At 54.9% G+C, this 17,817-nt stretch carries 16 protein-coding genes; 10 read left to right on the forward strand and 6 right to left on the reverse strand.

The features are described 5' to 3' along the window. Positions 1-6 precede the first annotated feature (6 nt). Together G506_RS0105585 and G506_RS0105590 are read left to right on the forward strand one after the other, a co-directional pair. A complete protein-coding gene (locus G506_RS0105585; protein WP_028116004.1) occupies positions 7-684 on the forward strand; it encodes an amino acid ABC transporter permease in 678 nt (225 codons plus the stop codon). Next, entirely contained in the window at positions 677-1,402 is a 726-nt protein-coding gene (locus G506_RS0105590; RefSeq protein ID WP_028116005.1) for an amino acid ABC transporter ATP-binding protein, read from the forward strand. The genes G506_RS0105585 and G506_RS0105590 overlap by 8 nt, the downstream gene beginning before the upstream one ends. Before the next feature lie 56 nt (positions 1,403-1,458). On the opposite strand, the gene G506_RS0105595 is transcribed toward G506_RS0105590, so the two are convergent. Continuing rightward, positions 1,459-2,361 (reverse strand): LysR family transcriptional regulator, encoded by a 903-nt coding sequence (locus G506_RS0105595; RefSeq protein WP_028116006.1) that lies wholly within the window; start codon positions 2,359-2,361, stop codon positions 1,459-1,461. Between the two features lie 127 nt (positions 2,362-2,488). On the opposite strand from G506_RS0105595, the gene queE reads away from it, so the two are divergent. Beyond that, positions 2,489-3,163, forward strand: a complete 675-nt coding sequence (gene queE / locus G506_RS0105600; protein WP_205619477.1) for a 7-carboxy-7-deazaguanine synthase QueE — start codon at positions 2,489-2,491, stop codon at positions 3,161-3,163. Positions 3,164-3,451: 288 nt separating this feature from the next. Here the strand turns inward: queE and G506_RS20875 are convergent, their stop codons facing one another. Next, the gene (locus G506_RS20875) at positions 3,452-4,747 is read right to left on the reverse strand and encodes a GlyGly-CTERM sorting domain-containing protein (RefSeq protein WP_051201931.1); all 1,296 of its coding nucleotides are present in this window, start codon (positions 4,745-4,747) and stop codon (positions 3,452-3,454) included. 512 nt (positions 4,748-5,259) lie between these two features. Beyond that, the gene (locus G506_RS0105610; protein ID WP_240473390.1) at positions 5,260-7,440 is read right to left on the reverse strand and encodes a M3 family metallopeptidase; all 2,181 of its coding nucleotides are present in this window, start codon (positions 7,438-7,440) and stop codon (positions 5,260-5,262) included. A gap of 579 nt (positions 7,441-8,019) precedes the next feature. Here G506_RS0105610 and G506_RS0105620 point away from each other — a divergent pair. From G506_RS0105620 to selD, 7 genes are read left to right on the forward strand one after another with little or no spacing between them, the layout of a single operon-like run. Further along, positions 8,020-8,466, forward strand: a complete 447-nt coding sequence (locus G506_RS0105620) for a PPC domain-containing DNA-binding protein (protein ID WP_051201932.1) — start codon at positions 8,020-8,022, stop codon at positions 8,464-8,466. 5 nt (positions 8,467-8,471) lie between these two features. Continuing rightward, a complete protein-coding gene (locus G506_RS0105625) occupies positions 8,472-9,053 on the forward strand; it encodes a membrane protein (RefSeq protein WP_028116011.1) in 582 nt (193 codons plus the stop codon). Next, positions 9,046-9,753: an energy-coupling factor transporter transmembrane component T gene (locus G506_RS0105630; protein WP_051201933.1), complete on the forward strand. Its 708-nt coding sequence runs from the start codon at positions 9,046-9,048 to the stop codon at positions 9,751-9,753. Before G506_RS0105625 ends, G506_RS0105630 begins: the two co-directional genes overlap by 8 nt. Beyond that, positions 9,750-10,577 (forward strand): energy-coupling factor ABC transporter ATP-binding protein, encoded by an 828-nt coding sequence (locus G506_RS18945; RefSeq protein ID WP_035387069.1) that lies wholly within the window; start codon positions 9,750-9,752, stop codon positions 10,575-10,577. The genes G506_RS0105630 and G506_RS18945 overlap by 4 nt, the downstream gene beginning before the upstream one ends. Further along, a complete protein-coding gene (locus G506_RS18950) occupies positions 10,564-11,328 on the forward strand; it encodes an energy-coupling factor ABC transporter ATP-binding protein (RefSeq protein WP_035387070.1) in 765 nt (254 codons plus the stop codon). Before G506_RS18945 ends, G506_RS18950 begins: the two co-directional genes overlap by 14 nt. Before the next feature lie 3 nt (positions 11,329-11,331). Further along, a complete protein-coding gene (locus tag G506_RS0105645; RefSeq protein ID WP_028116013.1) occupies positions 11,332-11,691 on the forward strand; it encodes a DsrE/DsrF/TusD sulfur relay family protein in 360 nt (119 codons plus the stop codon). 11 nt (positions 11,692-11,702) lie between these two features. Beyond that, the gene (gene selD / locus G506_RS0105650; RefSeq protein WP_028116014.1) at positions 11,703-12,731 is read left to right on the forward strand and encodes a selenide, water dikinase SelD; all 1,029 of its coding nucleotides are present in this window, start codon (positions 11,703-11,705) and stop codon (positions 12,729-12,731) included. Between the two features lie 88 nt (positions 12,732-12,819). On the opposite strand, the gene G506_RS0105655 is transcribed toward selD, so the two are convergent. Genes G506_RS0105655 through G506_RS0105665 form a run of 3 tightly spaced genes read right to left on the reverse strand, consistent with a single transcriptional unit; the run spans position 12,820 to position 17,764 of the window. Beyond that, positions 12,820-14,784, reverse strand: coding sequence for an MtrB/PioB family decaheme-associated outer membrane protein (locus G506_RS0105655; protein ID WP_028116015.1), 1,965 nt, complete (start codon positions 14,782-14,784; stop codon positions 12,820-12,822). An 11-nt stretch (positions 14,785-14,795) separates the two neighbouring features. After that, a complete protein-coding gene (locus G506_RS18955) occupies positions 14,796-15,761 on the reverse strand; it encodes a DmsE family decaheme c-type cytochrome (protein ID WP_051201934.1) in 966 nt (321 codons plus the stop codon). Between the two features lie 56 nt (positions 15,762-15,817). Next, positions 15,818-17,764 carry a multiheme c-type cytochrome gene (locus tag G506_RS0105665; protein WP_028116016.1) on the reverse strand — a complete coding sequence of 649 codons (1,947 nt, stop codon included), beginning with the start codon at positions 17,762-17,764 and terminating at the stop codon, positions 15,818-15,820. Positions 17,765-17,817: the final 53 nt, after the last annotated feature.

The raw sequence follows: 17,817 nt of genomic DNA on the forward strand, positions 1-17,817 counted from the left end.
GGCTCCATGCAAGCTTTGATCGACTCGTTATTCACCCCCATCGGCAGCGATGGCATGATCGGTGGCCTTTTGATCCTTGAGGGTCTAAAGACCACCCTATTGGTGACCTTCGCCGCCACCCTGTTTGGTTCGATTCTTGGGGTGGCCGCCACCCTGATGAAGATGTCCGGCAAGTGGTATCTAAAATGGCCAGCGGATCTCTACGTCGGCGTGATTCGGGGGACGCCGGTGGTGATCCAGTTGGTGATCCTCTACTTCATCGTCCTCGCCTCGTTGGACGTTGATAAGATCACCGCCGCCATCATCGCCTTCTCGATTAACTCTGGCGCCTATATCTCGGAGATCATCCGCGCCGGCATTCAAGCGGTGGATAAAGGCCAAACCGAAGCCGCCCGCTCGCTTGGCTTATCGCAAAGTCAAACCATGGTCGAGGTGATCCTGCCGCAAGCGGTCAAGAACATCCTACCGGCGCTGGGTAACGAGTTTATCGTGCTGCTGAAGGAGACCGCGGTGATCGGCTTTATCGGTGGCGTTGATTTGATGCGCGCCAGCGAAATCATCCGCTCGCGCACCTTTGAAGATGTGGTGCCGCTGTTTACCTGTGCCGCCATCTACTTAGTACTGACCTACGGCTTCACCTTGCTGCTGACCCGGTTTGAAAAGAGATTGAAACAAAGTGATTAAAGTAACCAACCTGCACAAACACTACGGCAAGGTCGAGGTGCTTAAAGGCATCGATGAACACATCAAAGCCGGTGAAGTGGTCAGCGTCATTGGCCCATCCGGCTCCGGTAAAAGCACCTTCTTGCGCTGCTTAAACCTGCTGGAGCAGCCGACCGACGGTGACATCATCATCGAGGGCGAATCGATCACTGCCAAAGACGCCTGCGTTGATAAGCTGCGCCAGAAAGTCGGCATGGTGTTTCAGAACTTCAATCTGTTTCCCCATAAAACCGTTAAGCAAAACATCACCTTGGCACCAGTTAAGCTGGGGCTGCTAAACCAGACCGCAGCCGATGCCTTGGCGCTGGAGCTGCTGGGCAAAGTGGGGCTGGCAGACAAAGCCGAAGTCTACCCAAGCAGTCTCTCTGGCGGCCAAAAACAGCGGGTTGCAATTGCCCGAGCGTTGGCGATGAAGCCCGATGTGATGCTGTTTGATGAGCCAACCTCGGCACTGGACCCAGAGATGGTCGGCGATGTGCTGGATGTGATGAAAGATCTGGCGGAACAGGGGATGACCATGGTGATCGTCACCCACGAGATGGGCTTTGCTCGCGAAGTCTCCGATCGGGTGCTGTTTATCGATGGCGGCGTGGTGGTCGAAAACAGCGCCCCAGATGCGCTGTTCGACAGCCCTGCGCACCCACGTACCCAAGCGTTTTTAAGCAAAGTGCTGCGTTAAGTTAAGAGCGCTTATCAACGTCATCAAAGCCCCGATATTCGGGGCTTTTTGATGCGTTAGCTTAGTTGCCCCTTTTCAATCAGGAAGTCCACCAACACTCGCACTCGCCGCGCTTGCTGGCTGCGCTGGACAAAATAGAGATACAGCCCCGGCAGTTGATGCCAATGCTCGGGTAAAATCGGCACCAGCTCGCCGTTATCTAAATAGCGCTGCACCATCGGCGTTAGCAATTTACCCAGCCCCAAGCCTTTACGAACCGCATCGATCACCGCGTCGGTGTCGTTGACCACCAGCGCCGTCGGCAGCTCTAGGGTTAACGGCTGGCCATCGTTGCGCAGCACCGCCGGGGCGAACTGTTTGGACGCCAAGAAACGATACTGCACCAACTTGTGCTGCTTAAGCTCGTCGATGCTCTGTGGCATACCGCAGCGGCGAAGATAATCTGGCGAGGCAAACAGCGCGTCTTGCATCGGCGCGGTCAACTGCCGTGCCACCATCCCCTCGGCGATCCGATCCCCTAAGCGAATGCCCAGATCATGGCCCTCGGTGACGATATCGACGTCTTTATCCGAGACCGAAATTTCCAGTTCAATCTCTGGGTAACGCTGACAAAATTCAGCGTAAATTGGCTGCAAAAAGAATTGATAAACAAACCGTGGCAAGGTGATCGACACCCGCCCCGATGGCTGCTGACTCAGGTCTTGGACGCTCTCTAGGGCGAAATCCAACTGCTGCATCGGCACGGCGATCCGTTCGCGCAGCAACTGCCCGGCTTCGGTCAATTCAATCTTGCGGGTAGTGCGGCTAAACAGCGGCAGTCCTAATTGCTGTTCCAGCAATTTCAGCGAGTGGCTCACCGATGGCGAGGTCATCGACAGTTTGCGCGCCGCCGCGGCAATGCTGCCTTCGCTGGCAATCGCGCTAAACACGGTTAACTGGTTAAAAGTACTGCCTTTCATCGTCACGCCAATCAGTAAATATTCAATGCCGTTATTACATCCTAGCGGTTGCCATTGCGCTAGAGCGCGCCGCCGTTGATTTGGTAGACTTGGCGCAGTTTTAACCAAGCCAAAGCGAAGTCAGTCGGTGTTGTATCCAGTTAACGAGCTGTTTGAAACCATCCAAGGCGAAGGGGTATTTACCGGGGTGCCAGCGGTGTTTTTACGTCTGCAAGGCTGTCCGGTCGGCTGCTCGTGGTGCGACACCAAACACACTTGGGATAAGCACGACAGCGACCGCATCGAACTGGTCGAGGTATTAGCGAAAACTCAAGAATCACCGCGCTGGAGCAACAACAGCGCCGCGCAACTGCTGGCGCACTGCCTTGCTAACTATCACGCCCGCCACTTGGTGATCACCGGCGGCGAACCCTGCCTGTATGACCTGCGGCCACTGTGCGACGCCTTTACCGAGGCCGGTTTTACCACCCAGATTGAAACCAGCGGCACCTATCCGGTGTTAGCCAACCAGCAAACTTGGGTGACGGTATCGCCGAAGATCAATATGCGCGGTGGCCTTAAGATGGATCTTAGCGCGCTGCACCGTGCCAACGAAATTAAGCACCCAGTGGCGACTACAAAAGACATTGAACAGTTGGATGCGCTACTGGCCGACGCCGCCGCCAGCGGCGAAATCAACGCGCAGATATGTCTGCAACCCATCAGTCAAAAGCCCCGCGCCACCGAACTGGCGATCGCCACCTGCATCCAGCGTAACTGGCGCCTATCGGTGCAAACCCACAAATACTTGGGAATTGAATGAGCCAGTTTGCAGATATTAGTTGGCAGTTGTCAGTAACAGCCTTTAAGAGCGAGTTAAGAGCAGTTATTAGTTGGCAGTTTAGAAGCCAGTTTGCAGATATTAGTTGGCAGTAAATGCGAGTTAAGAACAGCTATTAGTTGTCAGTTGGCAGTAAGAGCAGTCGGTTCGGCAACAACCACAGCTCTGGCTCTGGCTTTTACTAAAAACTAATTACTGCCAACTAATGGCTACAAAATGCAAAAAACCAGCGCGGCGGCGCTGGTTTTGTCGTTTCAGATGGCTGTCGGTTTAGCCGCGAAAGCGGCGGATAAGAGCAAGGCCGATGATCGCGAGGCTCCACATCCCCATGCTGCCACCACTGCTGCTTTGCTGTTGGGGTGGCGCTACTGGCTCTGGCTCTGGCTCTGGCTCTGGCTCTGGTTCCGGCTCTGGCTCTGGTTCCGGCTCTGGCTCCGGTTCTGGCTCCGGCTCCGGTTCTGGTTCCGGTTCTGGTTCCGGCTCTGGTTCTGGCTCTGGTTCCGGCTCTGGCTCATTGCCGGTGAGGTTGATGACGTAATCGTAGATCTCGTGTTGTTCGCCGGAAATTCGATATTGGTCACCGTTGGTTGGCATCACCATCGAGCAGAACTCACCCGCTGGCAAAATCTCAGTGCAAGTCCCTTCTGGGGTTGGTTGCAGTGCAATGTCATTCAGGCTGAGGTTTTGAATGTAGACGCTTTGGCCGCCGGCAGCAGTGCCTGGGAAGCCTAGGCCATCGACAAAGGCGTAAAAGCCCGACTGCATCGCCCGAGTCCATGACACCTGAAAACTCGACCCAACGTAGTTGTCACTGAACTTGTCGTTGATGTTGCTGCCCGCATAGTGGGTGCCAACGATCTGTTCAACGCCGTCGATGTTCATGGTGTATGAACCACCGGAGTCGCCGCCTTGAGTGCTGGAATCGCCGTCAGGGCGCACGAAAGCGGTGTAGTGGCGAGTCCATTGGGTTTGGTCGTGGATTAAATGAACGCGGCGACCGTGACAGAAATCAGAGTCAGGGTTGCCGGAGGCGGTTACGTTTTCGCAAATCTGCTCGCTGTAACCAAAAACATCGATCCGGTAAATCTCACCTTCCATCAGATGCAGTCCGGTGATCTGGCCGTCCGGTGCGCTTAGGCCCCAACCGTAAAACTTAAAGCGCGAGCCAATATCCATCGGGGATTCGTCGCTAAAGTAAAACGGGGTGTAGGCGTTGACGTCAAACCGCTGGTGTTTGACCATTTTGTGATCCATCCACGCCTGAGTGTCCTCGTAACCATCAGTAGTGGTGTAAAAACCATAAATCGGGGTGTTGTAGGTGACATCAACCGCGTTATATAGCCGCACAGCGTCGGCGCAGTGAGCGCTGGTTTTGGTTACCCATGGGTTAACAAGGGTTCCGGTGCAGCTGCTGGTTGGCGAGGTGTACCGACGGTGATTCTGGTAATCGTCTTGCTCCAGCGGGGTGCCCACGGAAACCTGAGTGGTTGGTGGCAGAGGCTGGGCGGTTGCGGTGGTGGCTAAGCCGATAGCAACCGCGCTGGCGAGTAAATTGGGGTTAAACATTCCTTGTGTTCCCTATGCGGTACATCCGGTACCGACGCTCTGGTGAATGGCAGTCACCAGCTTATAAAGTCACTTGCGGATTCACAATCCTGAAACCCAAATCAAGAAAAAAAGCATCGATATATCTGAAAGTTAACCCCATTTGTAAAATTTTCATCTAGCGCTATCGACCAACGTTTTAGGGAAAACGCGCAACCTAGCCAGCTGATAGTTAATCGTCGCCTTTAACAGCGAGTTAAGAGCAGCTATTAGTTGGTAGTTGTCAGTAAGAGCGAATGAAAAGCAGTTAATAGTTATTAGTTGGCAGTAAGAGCGAGTTAAGAGCAGCTATTAGTTGTTAGTTATCAGTAAGAGCAGTCGGTTCGGCGACAACCACGGCTCTGGCTCTGGCTTTTACTAAAAACTAATCACTGCCAACTAAAAGCTCTCAGAAAACTAATGACTACTAACTGATAACTTTCAGAAAAAAACCAGCGCCGCAGCGCTGGTTTGGTCGTTTCAGGCTTACCACCCTATTTGGCTTTGCTTAGCTGAATGCCGCGGCGGATCAACAACGCTTCGGTGGTCGGTTGTTGGCCTCGGAAACCTTCATAGGTGGTCATCAAGTCTTGGCTGTTGCCCATCGACAAGATGCTGTGGCGGAAGTGATCGCCCTGCTCGCGGGTTAAACCGCCGCTGTCGCGGATATGGGCAAAAGCATCAGCGGCCAAAATCTCACTCCACAGGTAGGCGTAGTAACCGGCGCTGTAGCCACCAGCGAAGATGTGGCTGAAGTAGCTGGATTTGTAGCGTGGCGGAATGGCGCTGATGCGGATCCCATGCTTGGCCAACGCTTGCTGCTCAAAGGCCTCAATGTCATCGACTTTGAAATCGGTGCCAACGCTGTGCCACTCCATATCCAGCAGTGCTGAAGAGAGGTACTCCAAGGTATCAAACCCTTGGTTGAACTTGCCCGCCGCCAGCACTTTCTCTAGCAGTTCCGCCGGGATCGGCTCGCCAGTTTGATAGTGCTTAGCGTAGTTGCCAATCACCTCTGGATGGTAGGCCCAATCCTCTTGGAAGGTGGATGGGAACTCGACAAAGTCGCGGGACACGCTGGTGCCCGCCAAGCTTGGGTAGGTAACGTCAGAGAACAAGCCGTGCACCGCGTGGCCAAACTCGTGGAACATGGTGGTGACGTCATCAAACGCCACCAACTGCGGCTCGCCTGCGGCGGCCTTGGGAATGTTCATCACGTTGACGATCACCGGCAGCTCGTTTTGCAGCTTGTTCTGGCCAACAAAGGCGTTCATCCAAGCGCCGCCGCGTTTGCCTTCACGGGCAAAGTAATCGGCGACAAACAAACCCACCGGGCTGCCATCGGCGTTGAAGATCTCAAACACACGGACATCGTCGTGATAACCCGGCAGCTCTGGCCGCTCTTTAAAGCTGATGCCAAACAGGCGGTTCATGGTGAAGAACACGCCATCTTGCAGCACCCGTTCAAATTCGAAGTACTGCGCCACTTCGGCGTTATCCAACTGGTACTTAGCGGCGCGCACTTGCTCGCCGTAGTAGAACCAATCCCACGCTTCCAGTTCGTGGTTAACCCCCTGCGCCGCCATCAAGGCGGTGATCTCCGCCGCTTCTGCTTCGGCGTTGGCAATCACCTGCGGCACCATGCTGCCCAGCAGTTCAAATACCGCTTCGGGCTTCGCGGCCATCTGGCTTTGCAGTTGGTATTCGGCCCAGTTGCTGTAGCCAAACAGCGCCGCTTTTTCGGCGCGCAGCGCGGCGATTTCGGTCGCGACCTTGGTGTTATCAAACTCGCCGCTGCTGGCACGTTCCGCCGAAGCGCGCCAGATCTGCTCGCGCAGAGCGCGATCGTCGATGCTGCTTAGGTAGGACTGACGGGTGGTGTTGACCAGCGGCAACAGGTAGCCCGGCTTGCCCGCTTGCTCGGCGGCGGCTTTAGCACTTCCAATCTCTGCTTCGCTTAAGCCCTGTAGGCGCGCCACATCGGTCACTTCAATGGCATCCGCTTGGCTGGCTTTTAAAACGTTTTGGCCAAACTCGGTGGTCAGGCTCGACAGCTGCTTGTTGATCTCCCGCACGCGGGTTTGCTGCTGCTCGGTCAGGCTAGCACCGGCTTGCTCGAACCGCTGCTGATAGACCTCGACCAAGCGTTGCTGCTCTGGATTCAGATCTTGGCTGTTGGCCGCCACTTGGCCGAAGCGTTGATACAGCTTGGGGTTGAGCATGATGTTGTCTTGCTGCTCGCTGTAGAGCGGGCTTACTTTGGCCATCAATGCCAAGCGCTCTGGGGTGCCGGCACTGGAGCCCAAGTTATACAAAATGCTAAGGCCACGGCCGAACAGGGCGCCGCTGCGCTCCAGCGCTTCAAGGGTGTTGGCAAAGGTGGCCGGCGCTGGGTTATTGGCAATGGCCTCGACCTGCGCCAACTGCTCGGCCATGCCAGCCATGATCGCCGCTTCGACATCAGCATCGCTGATCTGATCAAACGGTGGCAGTTGGTATGGCAGGGTGCTGGCGAATTTCAGCGGGTTGCTGTCAGGCAGCGCCGTCACTTCTGGGACGGTTACATCAATCAATGAGGGTGTCATGGTGCGCTCTTCTACTACGTGGTCATCCAGACCGGAACAGGCACTGAGCGCCAGTACGACACCGGTCGCTAACAGTGATTTTTTCAACATTCCGTTGCTCCTTGCGGGAGAGTGGTTGCAGGCTGTTGCTGCGAATTAGAATTACTAGGGCGTGTTGACCTTTGCCGAATATTTTTGCGCCCATTATTGGCCACTTTTGACAGCAAATTGAACTTGGTCGGTTAATTTTATGTTCGATGGTCACGAAGGGGCGCCTTGCAGGGTCGGTCTAGCAGCTGTCACTCTTCGTCATACGATTTCGACGTAGAGCCCTGATTTTGATTTCAGAAGAGAGGGCCTTCAATCGCAATCCTCAATTGACAGCCGCTATCCTCGACCAAATTCTGAACATCAAACGTCAACACGCCCTAGCTTACGCCAACTCGATCGCTACGGTAATGGCTTGGCGATCGCCTTGGTAACAAACTGTGGCAATGACGCCATCGCTTGCAGCTTGCCCTGTATTGGCGGCCATTGGCAGCAGAAATATCCGCCATTGCAAGATGCTACCGGCAACCGTAGCGATCGACAGCGGCTATATTCGCACAATGAGATACAGAAATTTGTGGCGATTTGCGGTATGGTTCGCCACCTGCAAATTTCCCTGTCTGTGATTGATCGATAGCCGCAATGAACCAGCCGATCTCTGCCCCGCTGGCCAGCGCCGTCAGCGCCGCCGAATTTCATGTGCTGCGACTGTTGCCGGGCCAAGAACTGCTCAGTGCGCTGCAGCAATGGCTTGAACAGCAGCCGTTTGACGCCGCCTTTATTGCCAGCGCCGTCGGCAGTTTAAGTGTTGCCTCGCTGCGCTTTGCCGCCCAGGAACACCCTTGCGTTATCGACAAACCGTTTGAAGTGCATGCCTTAAGCGGCACCCTTGATCGCACCTGCCCACATCTGCACATCAGCTTAAGCGATGGCCAAGGGCAGATGATCGGTGGCCATCTAATGCCCGGCTGCATTGTCCGCACCACCTTGGAACTGGTGATTGGGGTGTTGCCAAGCCTGCACTTTGGCCGTGCCCCTTGCCCGCACTCGGGCTACGACGAACTGACTGTTACTTATAAAGAAGATTAATCCTGATGAGCTCTACCCTATTTTCCAACCGCAACCTAAGCCTGATGGCGGTAGGTATCGCCATCAATATGACCGGTGGCCAACTGGTGTCGCTGCTGAATCTGCCGTTTCTGTTTTTAGACTCGGTTGGCTCGCTGATCGTGGCGCTGTTGGCTGGCCCTTGGGCGGCGCTGGCCACTGGCTTAACCACCAACCTGTTGTGGGGGCTGATCAGCGGCCCGATCGCCGCGGCCTTTGCACCAGTGGCCGGAGTGATCGGCTTAGTGGCTGGGATCTGCGCTCAGCGCGGCGGCTTTCAATCGCTGCCAAAAGTGCTGCTGAGCGCGCTCGCTATCACCATCGCCCTGACGCTGGTGGCAGCGCCTATTCGCGGTTACCTGTTTGGCGGTGCCACCGGCAGCGGCACCGATCTGGTGGTGGCTTACCTCACCGCGGTTAGTGACAGCTTGCTGCAATCGGTGGCGATCACCGTGGTTGGCGCCAACTTGGTAGATAAAACCCTGTCGGCGCTGCTGGCGTGGCAGTTAGTGCGACGCTTGCCTAAACGCACGCGCCAGCAATTTCCCGACGCCGCCGCCGTTGAATAAACTGCACCCCTTTAGCGGCTTCTGTTGGTGGCTGTGGTTTAGCGTCAGCGTGTGGTTGCTGCCGCTAGGCTATCTGCAACTGGCAGCGGCGCTGCTGCCACTGGCGCTGCTACTGAGCGACCGTGACGGTCGCCAGCGCTTGGGCTGGCTGCTGCGGTTGCTGCTGCCGCTGGCGCTGGGACTGTGGCTGATCCACAGCCAGATCATCGGTTACTGGCTCGGCCATACCAATCAGTGGCATTGGCCGTGGCCGGCAACCGAACTGTGGTTGCAGATCGCCTGCTGTTTGCTGGCGGCGCAGTTATGGCTGCGCCATTGCCCAATCCCCAAACTGGTTAACGCGCTGCTTAGCAGTCGCTTACCGGCAACCCTCAGTTATCTGTTGGCGGCGCCGCTGCTACTGATCGATCCGATCCAACGACAACTGCAGCAAATTCGGCTGGCGCAATTGGCACGCGGGGTACCGCTGGATGGCAATCTGTGGCAGCGCTTAACTTCGCTGCCGATGATGTTGCTGCCGCTGCTGGCGGGATTGCTTAATGGCGTTAGCCAACGGGGCGCGATGCTAGAGATGCGCGGCTTTCGCCGCTTGCCGCAGCGTAGTCCGTGGCAAGCACCGGCAGATTCAAGCGCCCAGCGCAGGCTGCGGCGACTGCTGTTGCTCGCTATCCCAGTGCAACTGGCGGCGGCGCTGCTATGACCTTAATCACTAAGCAACTGCAACTGGATCACCATGGCCGCGCCATCGGTCCAATTAGCTTGACGCTGGCACGCGGCCAGTGGTTGTTGCTGGCCGGAGGCAATGGCGCAGGCAAAACCTTGTTGTGTCAGGCGCTGGCCGGTTGGCTGCCACAACTGACGCCACTGCCTTGCGCTGGCGAATTACAATTTGCTGAGCATAACCTGCTGGCCAATGCGCCGGTACCGCTGGCAGTGCAACTGCTGCAAGCCGCACCACAATGGAGCGGCTGCGCCTTCAACGTCGCCGATGAGATCGCCTTTGGCCTAGCCAATCAGCAGTTGCCACTGGCCGAGATCGAAGCGCGCATCGACCACAGCTTAACCCTGTGCCAATGCCACCATCTGGCCGAACGCCATCCGGCCGAACTGTCTGGCGGCGAATCACAACGGGTGGCGCTGGCCTGCGCCTTAGCGATGCAGCCACAACTGCTGGTGCTTGACCAAGCCTTTAGCCGCTTAACCCCAGCGGCACACAGCGAACTGCTGTCGATGCTTAAGCAGCAAAGCCAGCAGACCCAGATGACGGTGATTGTTGCCGAGATGGCGCTGCAACCGACTCTGCCACTGGTGGATCAGGTGCTGTTATTGCGCGCCGGTCAAGTCGTAGCCCAAGGCACGCCCTGCGCGCTGCTGCCACAGTTACTTAATCAGCTAAATTGCAGTGACGCTTGGCAAGCGTTAGCCCGCGCGCTGGCGCAGATGCCGCAATCACCGCCGTGGTTGCCGCTAAGTGATCCGCAGCTGATACGCTGGTTTCAGGAGCACCCGGATGCTATCGATTAAGCAGTTACGCTTTGCTTGGCTAAACCAAGCCGATGACTGTCTGCAACTGGATAATCTGACGGTGGCCGCTGGAGAACACATCGGCATTGTTGGCAACAACGGTGCCGGTAAGTCGACCCTGCTAAAACTGCTGGCGGGCTTATTAAAGCCCAGACAGGGGCAGATCCAATGGCACAGCCAAACGCTGGCGACTCTATCCGCCCGCGAACGCTGCCAGTTGGTGGGCATCTTGCTGCAAGAGCCAGAGCAGCAGTTGCTCTACAGCGACATCGCCAGCGAAATTGGTTTGGTGCTGCGACAACAGCGGCTCAGCCGAGACGCCATTGCCACCCGAGTCAACGCGGTTATCAGCCAACTGGGACTCAGCGATGTTGCCGAGCAGCACCCGCTCGATCTGGACGCCGGCCAACGGCGGTTGGTCACGCTGGCTGGGGTGTTGGTCGCCGAACCGGCACTGTTGCTGCTGGATGAACCGAGCCGCGATTTTGATCGTCACCATTTAGCGCTGCTAGAGCAGCAGTTGGCGGCGCAACAGCAGCAAGGGCGTTGCATCATCAGCATCAGCCACGATCTGGATTTTGTCGCCCGCAATTGCGATCGCGTTTGGCACCTCGACCGAGGCCAGTTGCTGGCTTGCGGTGAACCAATGCCAACGCTGTCACATCCCAGTTTGCAACAAGACACTATGCTAGCGGCACCGACCCTGTGGTCGCTGCGGCGGCAACTATCACCCCATTTCGACAAAGGCTAAGCCATGACTTCAATCCTACTGGTGGCTCACGACAGCCCCTACGGCACCGAAAAGCTGTACAACGCGCTGCGCATCGCCTTGGCAATGCAAGAGCACGCCAAAACCCCGATTCAGCAGCGGTTGTTCCTGATGTCCGATGCGGTTTTTGCCGCGCTGTCTGGCCAGAACACCCCAGATCTGAGCTATCACATCGGCCAGATGCTGGAGATCCTGCTGGCGCAGGGGGTTGAGATCCAGATGTGCAAAACCTGTGTCGAAGCCCGTGGTGTTAGCCTTGAGCGCTGCATCGACGGGATTGAGATTGGCACCCTAGTGACCCTGACCGATTGGACTCTCAACAGCGATAAAGTAATTCACATTTAAGGTATCAACTAATGACCGTAAAACTGACTGAATACAGCCACGGTGCGGGCTGTGGCTGCAAAATCTCGCCGAAAGTACTCGACAGCATTCTGCAATCCAATCTGCCGGAGTTTCATGATGAGCAACTGATCGTCGGCAACGCCAGCCGCGATGACGCGGCGGTGTACGCCTTGAACGACGAGATCGGCATCATCAGCACCACTGATTTCTTTATGCCGATCGTTGACGATCCGTTCACCTTTGGACGGATTGCTGCCACCAACGCCATTAGCGACATCTACGCCATGGGCGGTACGCCAATGATGGCGATTGCAATCTTTGGTTGGCCAATCAACAAACTTTCGCCAGAAGTTGGCCAGCAGGTGATTGAAGGTGGCCGCGCCGCCTGTCGCGATGCTGGGATCATGCTGGCTGGTGGCCACTCGATCGATAGCCCAGAGCCGATCTTTGGTCTGGCGGTGACCGGCCAAGTGCTGCTGAAACAACTGAAGCGCAATGACCAAGCCAAAGTGGGCGATACCCTGTACCTGACCAAACCAATTGGCATCGGCATTCTGACCACCGCCCAAAAGCAGAAAAAATTACTGGATGAACACAGCCAGATTGCAGTGGAAGCGATGTGTCAGCTTAATAAAGTGGGCGCAGAACTGGCCAAGATCGACGGCGTTAACGCCATCACCGACGTCACCGGCTTCGGGCTGGCGGGTCACTTGATCGAAGTGTGCCAAGGCGCGGATCTGACTGCCGAATTAGACTTCGACGCGATCCCGATGCTACCGCAGGTAGCCAACTACTTGGCCCAGGGCTGCATCCCCGGCGGTTGCAACCGTAACTTCGACAGCTACGGCCACAACCTACCAGAGCTAAGCGCCGACCAGCGGGCGATCCTGTGCGATCCACAAACCTCCGGCGGCTTGTTGATCGCCGTTGCCGATGACGCCAAAGCCGAGCTGGAAGCCACCTTAGCCGCCAACGGCATCGCCATCCATGCGATCGGCAAGCTGGTTACCGCCGAAGACAAACGAGTGCGGTTGATCTAACGCTAGCCTAATGGGTAACTGAAAAGAAAACAGCGAGCATCGGCTCGCTGTTTTATTCGGCTAGCTCCCAAAGGAGTCACGGTTTCTACTACAACTGATAGCTAATAGTCAGCATCAACTGATGAGCATTGTAGTTGTGGTCTAGGTTGCCTAGGTAAGGCGAACCAGTACCAACATTGGCGTAGTCGGTCTCTTCAAAACGTTCATAACGGTATTCCAACCGTAATCCCATTTTAGGGTTAAGCTGATGATCACCGTACACGGTAATGCTGTGGCTGATTGCGAAGTAGTCATCGTAAGGGGTTTGGATCCCTTGCTGTACCACGGTATCGCTCGCCGAATCACTGTAAAGGTAATCGACACCAATCGCCGTGTCTGGACGCCATTGGTAATCGGCACCCGCTCCTAGGTACAGAAATTGATCTTCCACCTCTGCGGTCCAGTTGGCATTGCCGCCATTACTGCTGCCCGCTTGATCGGTATTGATCCATTGCATACCACCAAACGCCTGCAACTTTAGCTGTTGTTTGTGATAACTCAGCCCCAAGTCATAGCCGTAGTCTTGGCCTTCAGTTAAGCCAATTTCAGTGTCGCTGTAATCGTCCTTAGCCCAGTGACCCTTAAGGTCGACAGCCACGTTAGCCATTGGCGTATGGATAACATTAAACTCAGCGACGATACGATCGCGATCGGCCAGATTATAACGGCGCAACAAGGCGTTATCTTCGCCAGACAACAAACGGTCAGCGTCAATTTTCGACATATCTCGATGGCTGTAACCGCCTTTTAAGGCAATGTCCCAGCGTTCGAACTGAGTGATCTTTAGCTTGATATCAGCGCTGTGATCTTGAGTCTCTTCCTTATCCCATCCGTGAGCATGACGTTGTTTCTGCTCGAACTGGTAATCGGCATTCAGGCGGTAGCCGCTAGCGATGCGATAACTGCTACCAACGTTGGCCCGGGTCGAGGTGGTATCGATCAGCGCATAATCCTCTAGCTCGCCGGTCAGCGGATCGGCCACCAAGTTCGGACCGCTAACTATCGTGGAGCGGTTGTCGCGATCAGAGTAATCAAAGCCGGCCCGCAGACGCAGTTGGTTATTCACCAAGGTGCTGTAATCGAGATTAATATCTAGCGTCTTAACTTCACCATCGAATGCGGTGACCGATGGATTGGCAACCAGATCAGCACGTTGATTCATCTGACCACTGACAATTCGACCCGCGATATTCGATACCCCAAACTGATAACTGCCGTTCAGCATTAGCTGGTAGGCATCGTTACTTGGCGCATTGGTTAAGGCGTTTTGATAACCGTTGAAATCGATCGCCGTACCAAGGTCGTTGCTAAAGTCGGAATAAAGGTAGCTAACCCCAGTAAACCAGTTGCTGCCACTGAGGCTAGCGCCAGCACGATAGCGATCGGTATGCTGATTAACCGGTGCCAGCACGTTAGTTGGGGTCATCCCCGCAATTGAAGCGCTGCGAGTACCAGTTTTATTTTCACGCTGGAAATCCGCGTAGGTTTCAACCTCGCCAACGCTGGCTTGCAGCGCGGCACCAAAACGCTCTCGTGTAAGTTCAAGATCTTGGTTTTGGCCATGGCCTAAATCAATCAACTCTCCCCCGACGTAGGCGTAGGGGGAGAATGCCTGTGCATTAACGTGGCGATATTGGGCGTAATCCAACTGCACCATGGCAGCGTCGGACTTGCCGGCGCTAATGGTGGCGACGCCATGCTCGCTACCTAAGTTATAAGCATCGAAACTGGCTTGATGACCGGCACGCTGATAATCCAGATCCGCATCCAAGCCATAGGCAGCCCCATCGTCAAAGCCATTAAAATGATTAGCGGCGTGATCAGCAGCAGCTTCCACCACGCCCAAGCTGGCGGCAACCTGTCCGGTTAATCCTTCATTGATGTCACAGCGCTTACACTGCCACTTTTCCAGATTAATTTTGCTGGTATTAGCATTCGCCAAGCCATAGTTCGCCGAGGCAGTTGCAGAGAACCCCAATAAGGCCAAGGTAATTAAGTTGAGATGAATCTTCATCGGTGCTCTCCTTAGCGACCTAGTGGGATGGCGTGCTGACCCATCATGGGTGAGTTACTGCCATGAATCTGACTGTGGCAGTTAAGGCAACTTTTCCCGGCGGTCATTACATCGGCACCAGAGTTAAACAGTGGATTACCGTTGTGGGCACTGGCGTGACAGCTTTGGCACAACTGTGGGGCACGGCGTTGCAGCAGATCATCATTCACACTGCCATGCGGTGTATGGCAGCTAGAACAGTCTTCCATTACCGGCTGGTGCTCTTGTAGGAACGGACCACGTTTTTCGGCGTGACACTGGTAGCAATTGTCATTGATGGTAGTGCTGGTTAATGCTGCTTCAGTCAGCGAACCGTGGGGGTTGTGGCAACTAGAGCAGGTCATCCCAGCCCAATCCATCGGGTGGGCACTACGTTTGTGCATATCAGCCCCTTGGCGGGTATGACAGTTGGTGCAGGTTTCCACTTCGGTAGTGGGATCTAAGATCGCGTCTTTAGCCACGTGTACTTGGTGGCAATCCGCACAGGCGATCTCTTCCAAGTTGTGGGTAGAGGCGTGCCACGCCATGCGCTCTTCACCTTGGTGGCAAGAGAGACACACCGAATTTTGCTTAACCGCCGACAGTGGTGAGCCTTCGCCAAAGACAATCATCGGCTCTTTACCGCCACGATTATGTTTACCCATTGGCCCGTGACAGGCTTCGCACTGCAACCCAGCCATTGGGCTATTAGGATTATCAACTCGGCCATGCACGCCATCAAAAAGGGCTGAAACCTTAGCTGATTTTTTATGACACATCAGACAGTTATCGGCACCTTGTTTGGAGTAGGCGCCATCGGCAAATTTTTTATCAAGCACCGCTTCGAATTCGGCCTGGTCCATGTGCTGCCATTTACCAGCAGCCATTACCGGACTGGCCAAACTTAGCGCACATAAGGCACTGCCAAGCAGAGCGGCAATTAGGGATTTCTTAGGCATTTTTTGAGCCCTTTAGAACAATAAAAAGGGGGGAGAAATTCCCCCCCTATGCTTAATCAGAATTGGGAAAAGTGGTGATCAGACATTTTGCCTTTGCCATGACAATTAGCGCAGGTTTCAGCACTGCTGGCATTGTCCAACAGCTGGTTGAGAACCGCCCCTTTACCGCTCATGTGCTCGCCAACCGTACCGTTGCTATTTTGCATTTGTGCCGCAAAATCATGGCATGAACCACAAGTCGCAGCCCACGGTGAGCTGTAGAGCCCACCACTGGTCGCCAGCGGCGTCTTGTCATCGAACGAGTCCACATTGAAGCTGGTATGGCACTGGCTGCAATCTGAAACGATCGCTTGAGATTTATGCGTCTTATGCAGCTTCATCTCAATCGCGCCCATATTGGCACCACCGGCATAAGTACCGTGGGTGTTATGACAGGCGGCGCAATCACCCACTTGCATCTGCTGGTTAAAGGTAAAACCAGCATGATGGCTCTCTTCGACAAAGCTATTATGAATTTGGAAGGTTTCACCATGGCAGGTCGCACAGCTATTGCTATCAACCGAGTCATAGTGACGCGACTTTAACGTCACCCCTTCCATCGCCACGGTCGCCGCAGCGGAATCAATCGAGATGTAGGTATCGTGTTCGCCACATGGCACAAATGCCCCATCTGCGGCACAGAAGCGAATACCAGCAATCACCAACGCCGTTTCTTGGGCATACTCACCCGCAAGCATTTGACTGAATGAGGTAGCAATGGTGCCCGCTTCGGTGAGGTAGTTAGCGATGCTGTCGTCACCATTACCACGTACGGCTAATTTACGTTTGTTACCGTAATTGAGCTGAGTCGCTTGCGGATTAACGTTGCCGATGACTTCCACGAAATCCAAAGAGTCGGCGTAGTCATTGGCATCAACCTTGGCACCGTTAGCATCGAACAATTGCAAGGTCGCGGTAACGTCACCGTTGGCGGCGGCGGTTAATGACAACTGGCTAGTAAGCGATTGGGCCGCTTGCTTATCCAGATCCAAATCACCAACGTGGATTGCGGTGATCTCATCCACCGAGTGGCAGGCGGCACAACTGGTGTTATCGGTCTGATTAGCTAAATGCGACAGATGGATGATGGCGCCACTGTCAGCATAACCGTCGTTGTGACAACCAGAGCAGGTCTGTTTGGTTGGTACTCGATTCCAGTTATTTGCTTCTGCCAATTGTTCATCGGCAAGGTGACAGGTACGGCAATCGTTATTCAGCAGCGCTTCTGCAGCAACACCATCGTACAGGTTGCCTTTGCTGTCGCTAAAGCTGTGGCTGTCATTGTGAATGGCGTGTACCAAATGCTGGAAGCTGGCACGCTCATCCTGCATGCTGGTTTCGTTATGGCAGCTTGCACAGGTTTCCACTTCGAAGAAGCCACTGTGACGGCGGGCAATCGGCTCTGCTGGGTTATGACACTGTTCACAGGCCACCTGTGAAACCACCTGTTTGGTGTAACCGGCATTACCACCAGTACCACTGAAATCTAAGCTGATCTCTTGATGCGGTACCTCAGTTCCACCCGCTAACGTGACGGCATTGGAGATGATGTTATAGCGCTGAGTCAGACTGGCGTCGTTCTCCAATCCAGCCAGGCTAAAGGTGTAAGTACCATCGCCATTGTTGCTGTACTCAGTAAAGCGGCCGTTACTGGCCCAGCGAGCCGAGTCACCACTGCTGGCATACCCTTGCGGATACAGTTGATACTGGCGCAATTGCAGCGCAGTTAAGCCAACAACCGCGAGATCTTCCTCGTTAGTCGCTAACACTGTTACTTCGGTTACGCCATCAACTTGTTTGATGTCGGTAATGGCCAGATGCAGTTCAGTAATGACCTCAGCAGGTTCACCCCCCGGGCGCCCTGGCTCTCCAGGGTTACCATCGCTGCCGCCACAGGCCGTCAAGCCGGTGGCAATGGCCGCAGCCAGCAAGGTTAGGCGCCAATTTTTTTGATTTTTTTTCATCATCGTTATTACTTGTAAAGAAAGATGAAGCCGACCGAGCTCATCCAGCTTTA

Source organism: Ferrimonas senticii DSM 18821 (assembly GCF_000422665.1).
Classification (GTDB): Bacteria; Pseudomonadota; Gammaproteobacteria; order Enterobacterales; family Shewanellaceae; genus Ferrimonas; species Ferrimonas senticii.

Excerpts from the sequence above, each read along its gene's own strand:
- G506_RS0105585 (WP_028116004.1), top strand. The coding sequence starts at position 7 with ATGCAAGCTTTGATCGACTCGTTATTCACCCCCATCGGCAGCGATGGC.
- G506_RS0105595 (WP_028116006.1), bottom strand. The coding sequence starts at position 2,361 with ATGAAAGGCAGTACTTTTAACCAGTTAACCGTGTTTAGCGCGATTGCC.
- G506_RS20875 (WP_051201931.1), bottom strand. The coding sequence starts at position 4,747 with ATGTTTAACCCCAATTTACTCGCCAGCGCGGTTGCTATCGGCTTAGCC.
- G506_RS0105610 (WP_240473390.1), bottom strand. The coding sequence starts at position 7,440 with ATGTTGAAAAAATCACTGTTAGCGACCGGTGTCGTACTGGCGCTCAGT.
- G506_RS0105620 (WP_051201932.1), top strand. The coding sequence starts at position 8,020 with ATGAACCAGCCGATCTCTGCCCCGCTGGCCAGCGCCGTCAGCGCCGCC.
- G506_RS0105625 (WP_028116011.1), top strand. The coding sequence starts at position 8,472 with ATGAGCTCTACCCTATTTTCCAACCGCAACCTAAGCCTGATGGCGGTA.
- G506_RS18945 (WP_035387069.1), top strand. The coding sequence starts at position 9,750 with ATGACCTTAATCACTAAGCAACTGCAACTGGATCACCATGGCCGCGCC.
- G506_RS18950 (WP_035387070.1), top strand. The coding sequence starts at position 10,564 with ATGCTATCGATTAAGCAGTTACGCTTTGCTTGGCTAAACCAAGCCGAT.
- G506_RS0105645 (WP_028116013.1), top strand. The coding sequence starts at position 11,332 with ATGACTTCAATCCTACTGGTGGCTCACGACAGCCCCTACGGCACCGAA.
- selD (WP_028116014.1), top strand. The coding sequence starts at position 11,703 with ATGACCGTAAAACTGACTGAATACAGCCACGGTGCGGGCTGTGGCTGC.
- G506_RS0105655 (WP_028116015.1), bottom strand. The coding sequence starts at position 14,784 with ATGAAGATTCATCTCAACTTAATTACCTTGGCCTTATTGGGGTTCTCT.
- G506_RS18955 (WP_051201934.1), bottom strand. The coding sequence starts at position 15,761 with ATGCCTAAGAAATCCCTAATTGCCGCTCTGCTTGGCAGTGCCTTATGT.
- G506_RS0105665 (WP_028116016.1), bottom strand. The coding sequence starts at position 17,764 with ATGAAAAAAAATCAAAAAAATTGGCGCCTAACCTTGCTGGCTGCGGCC.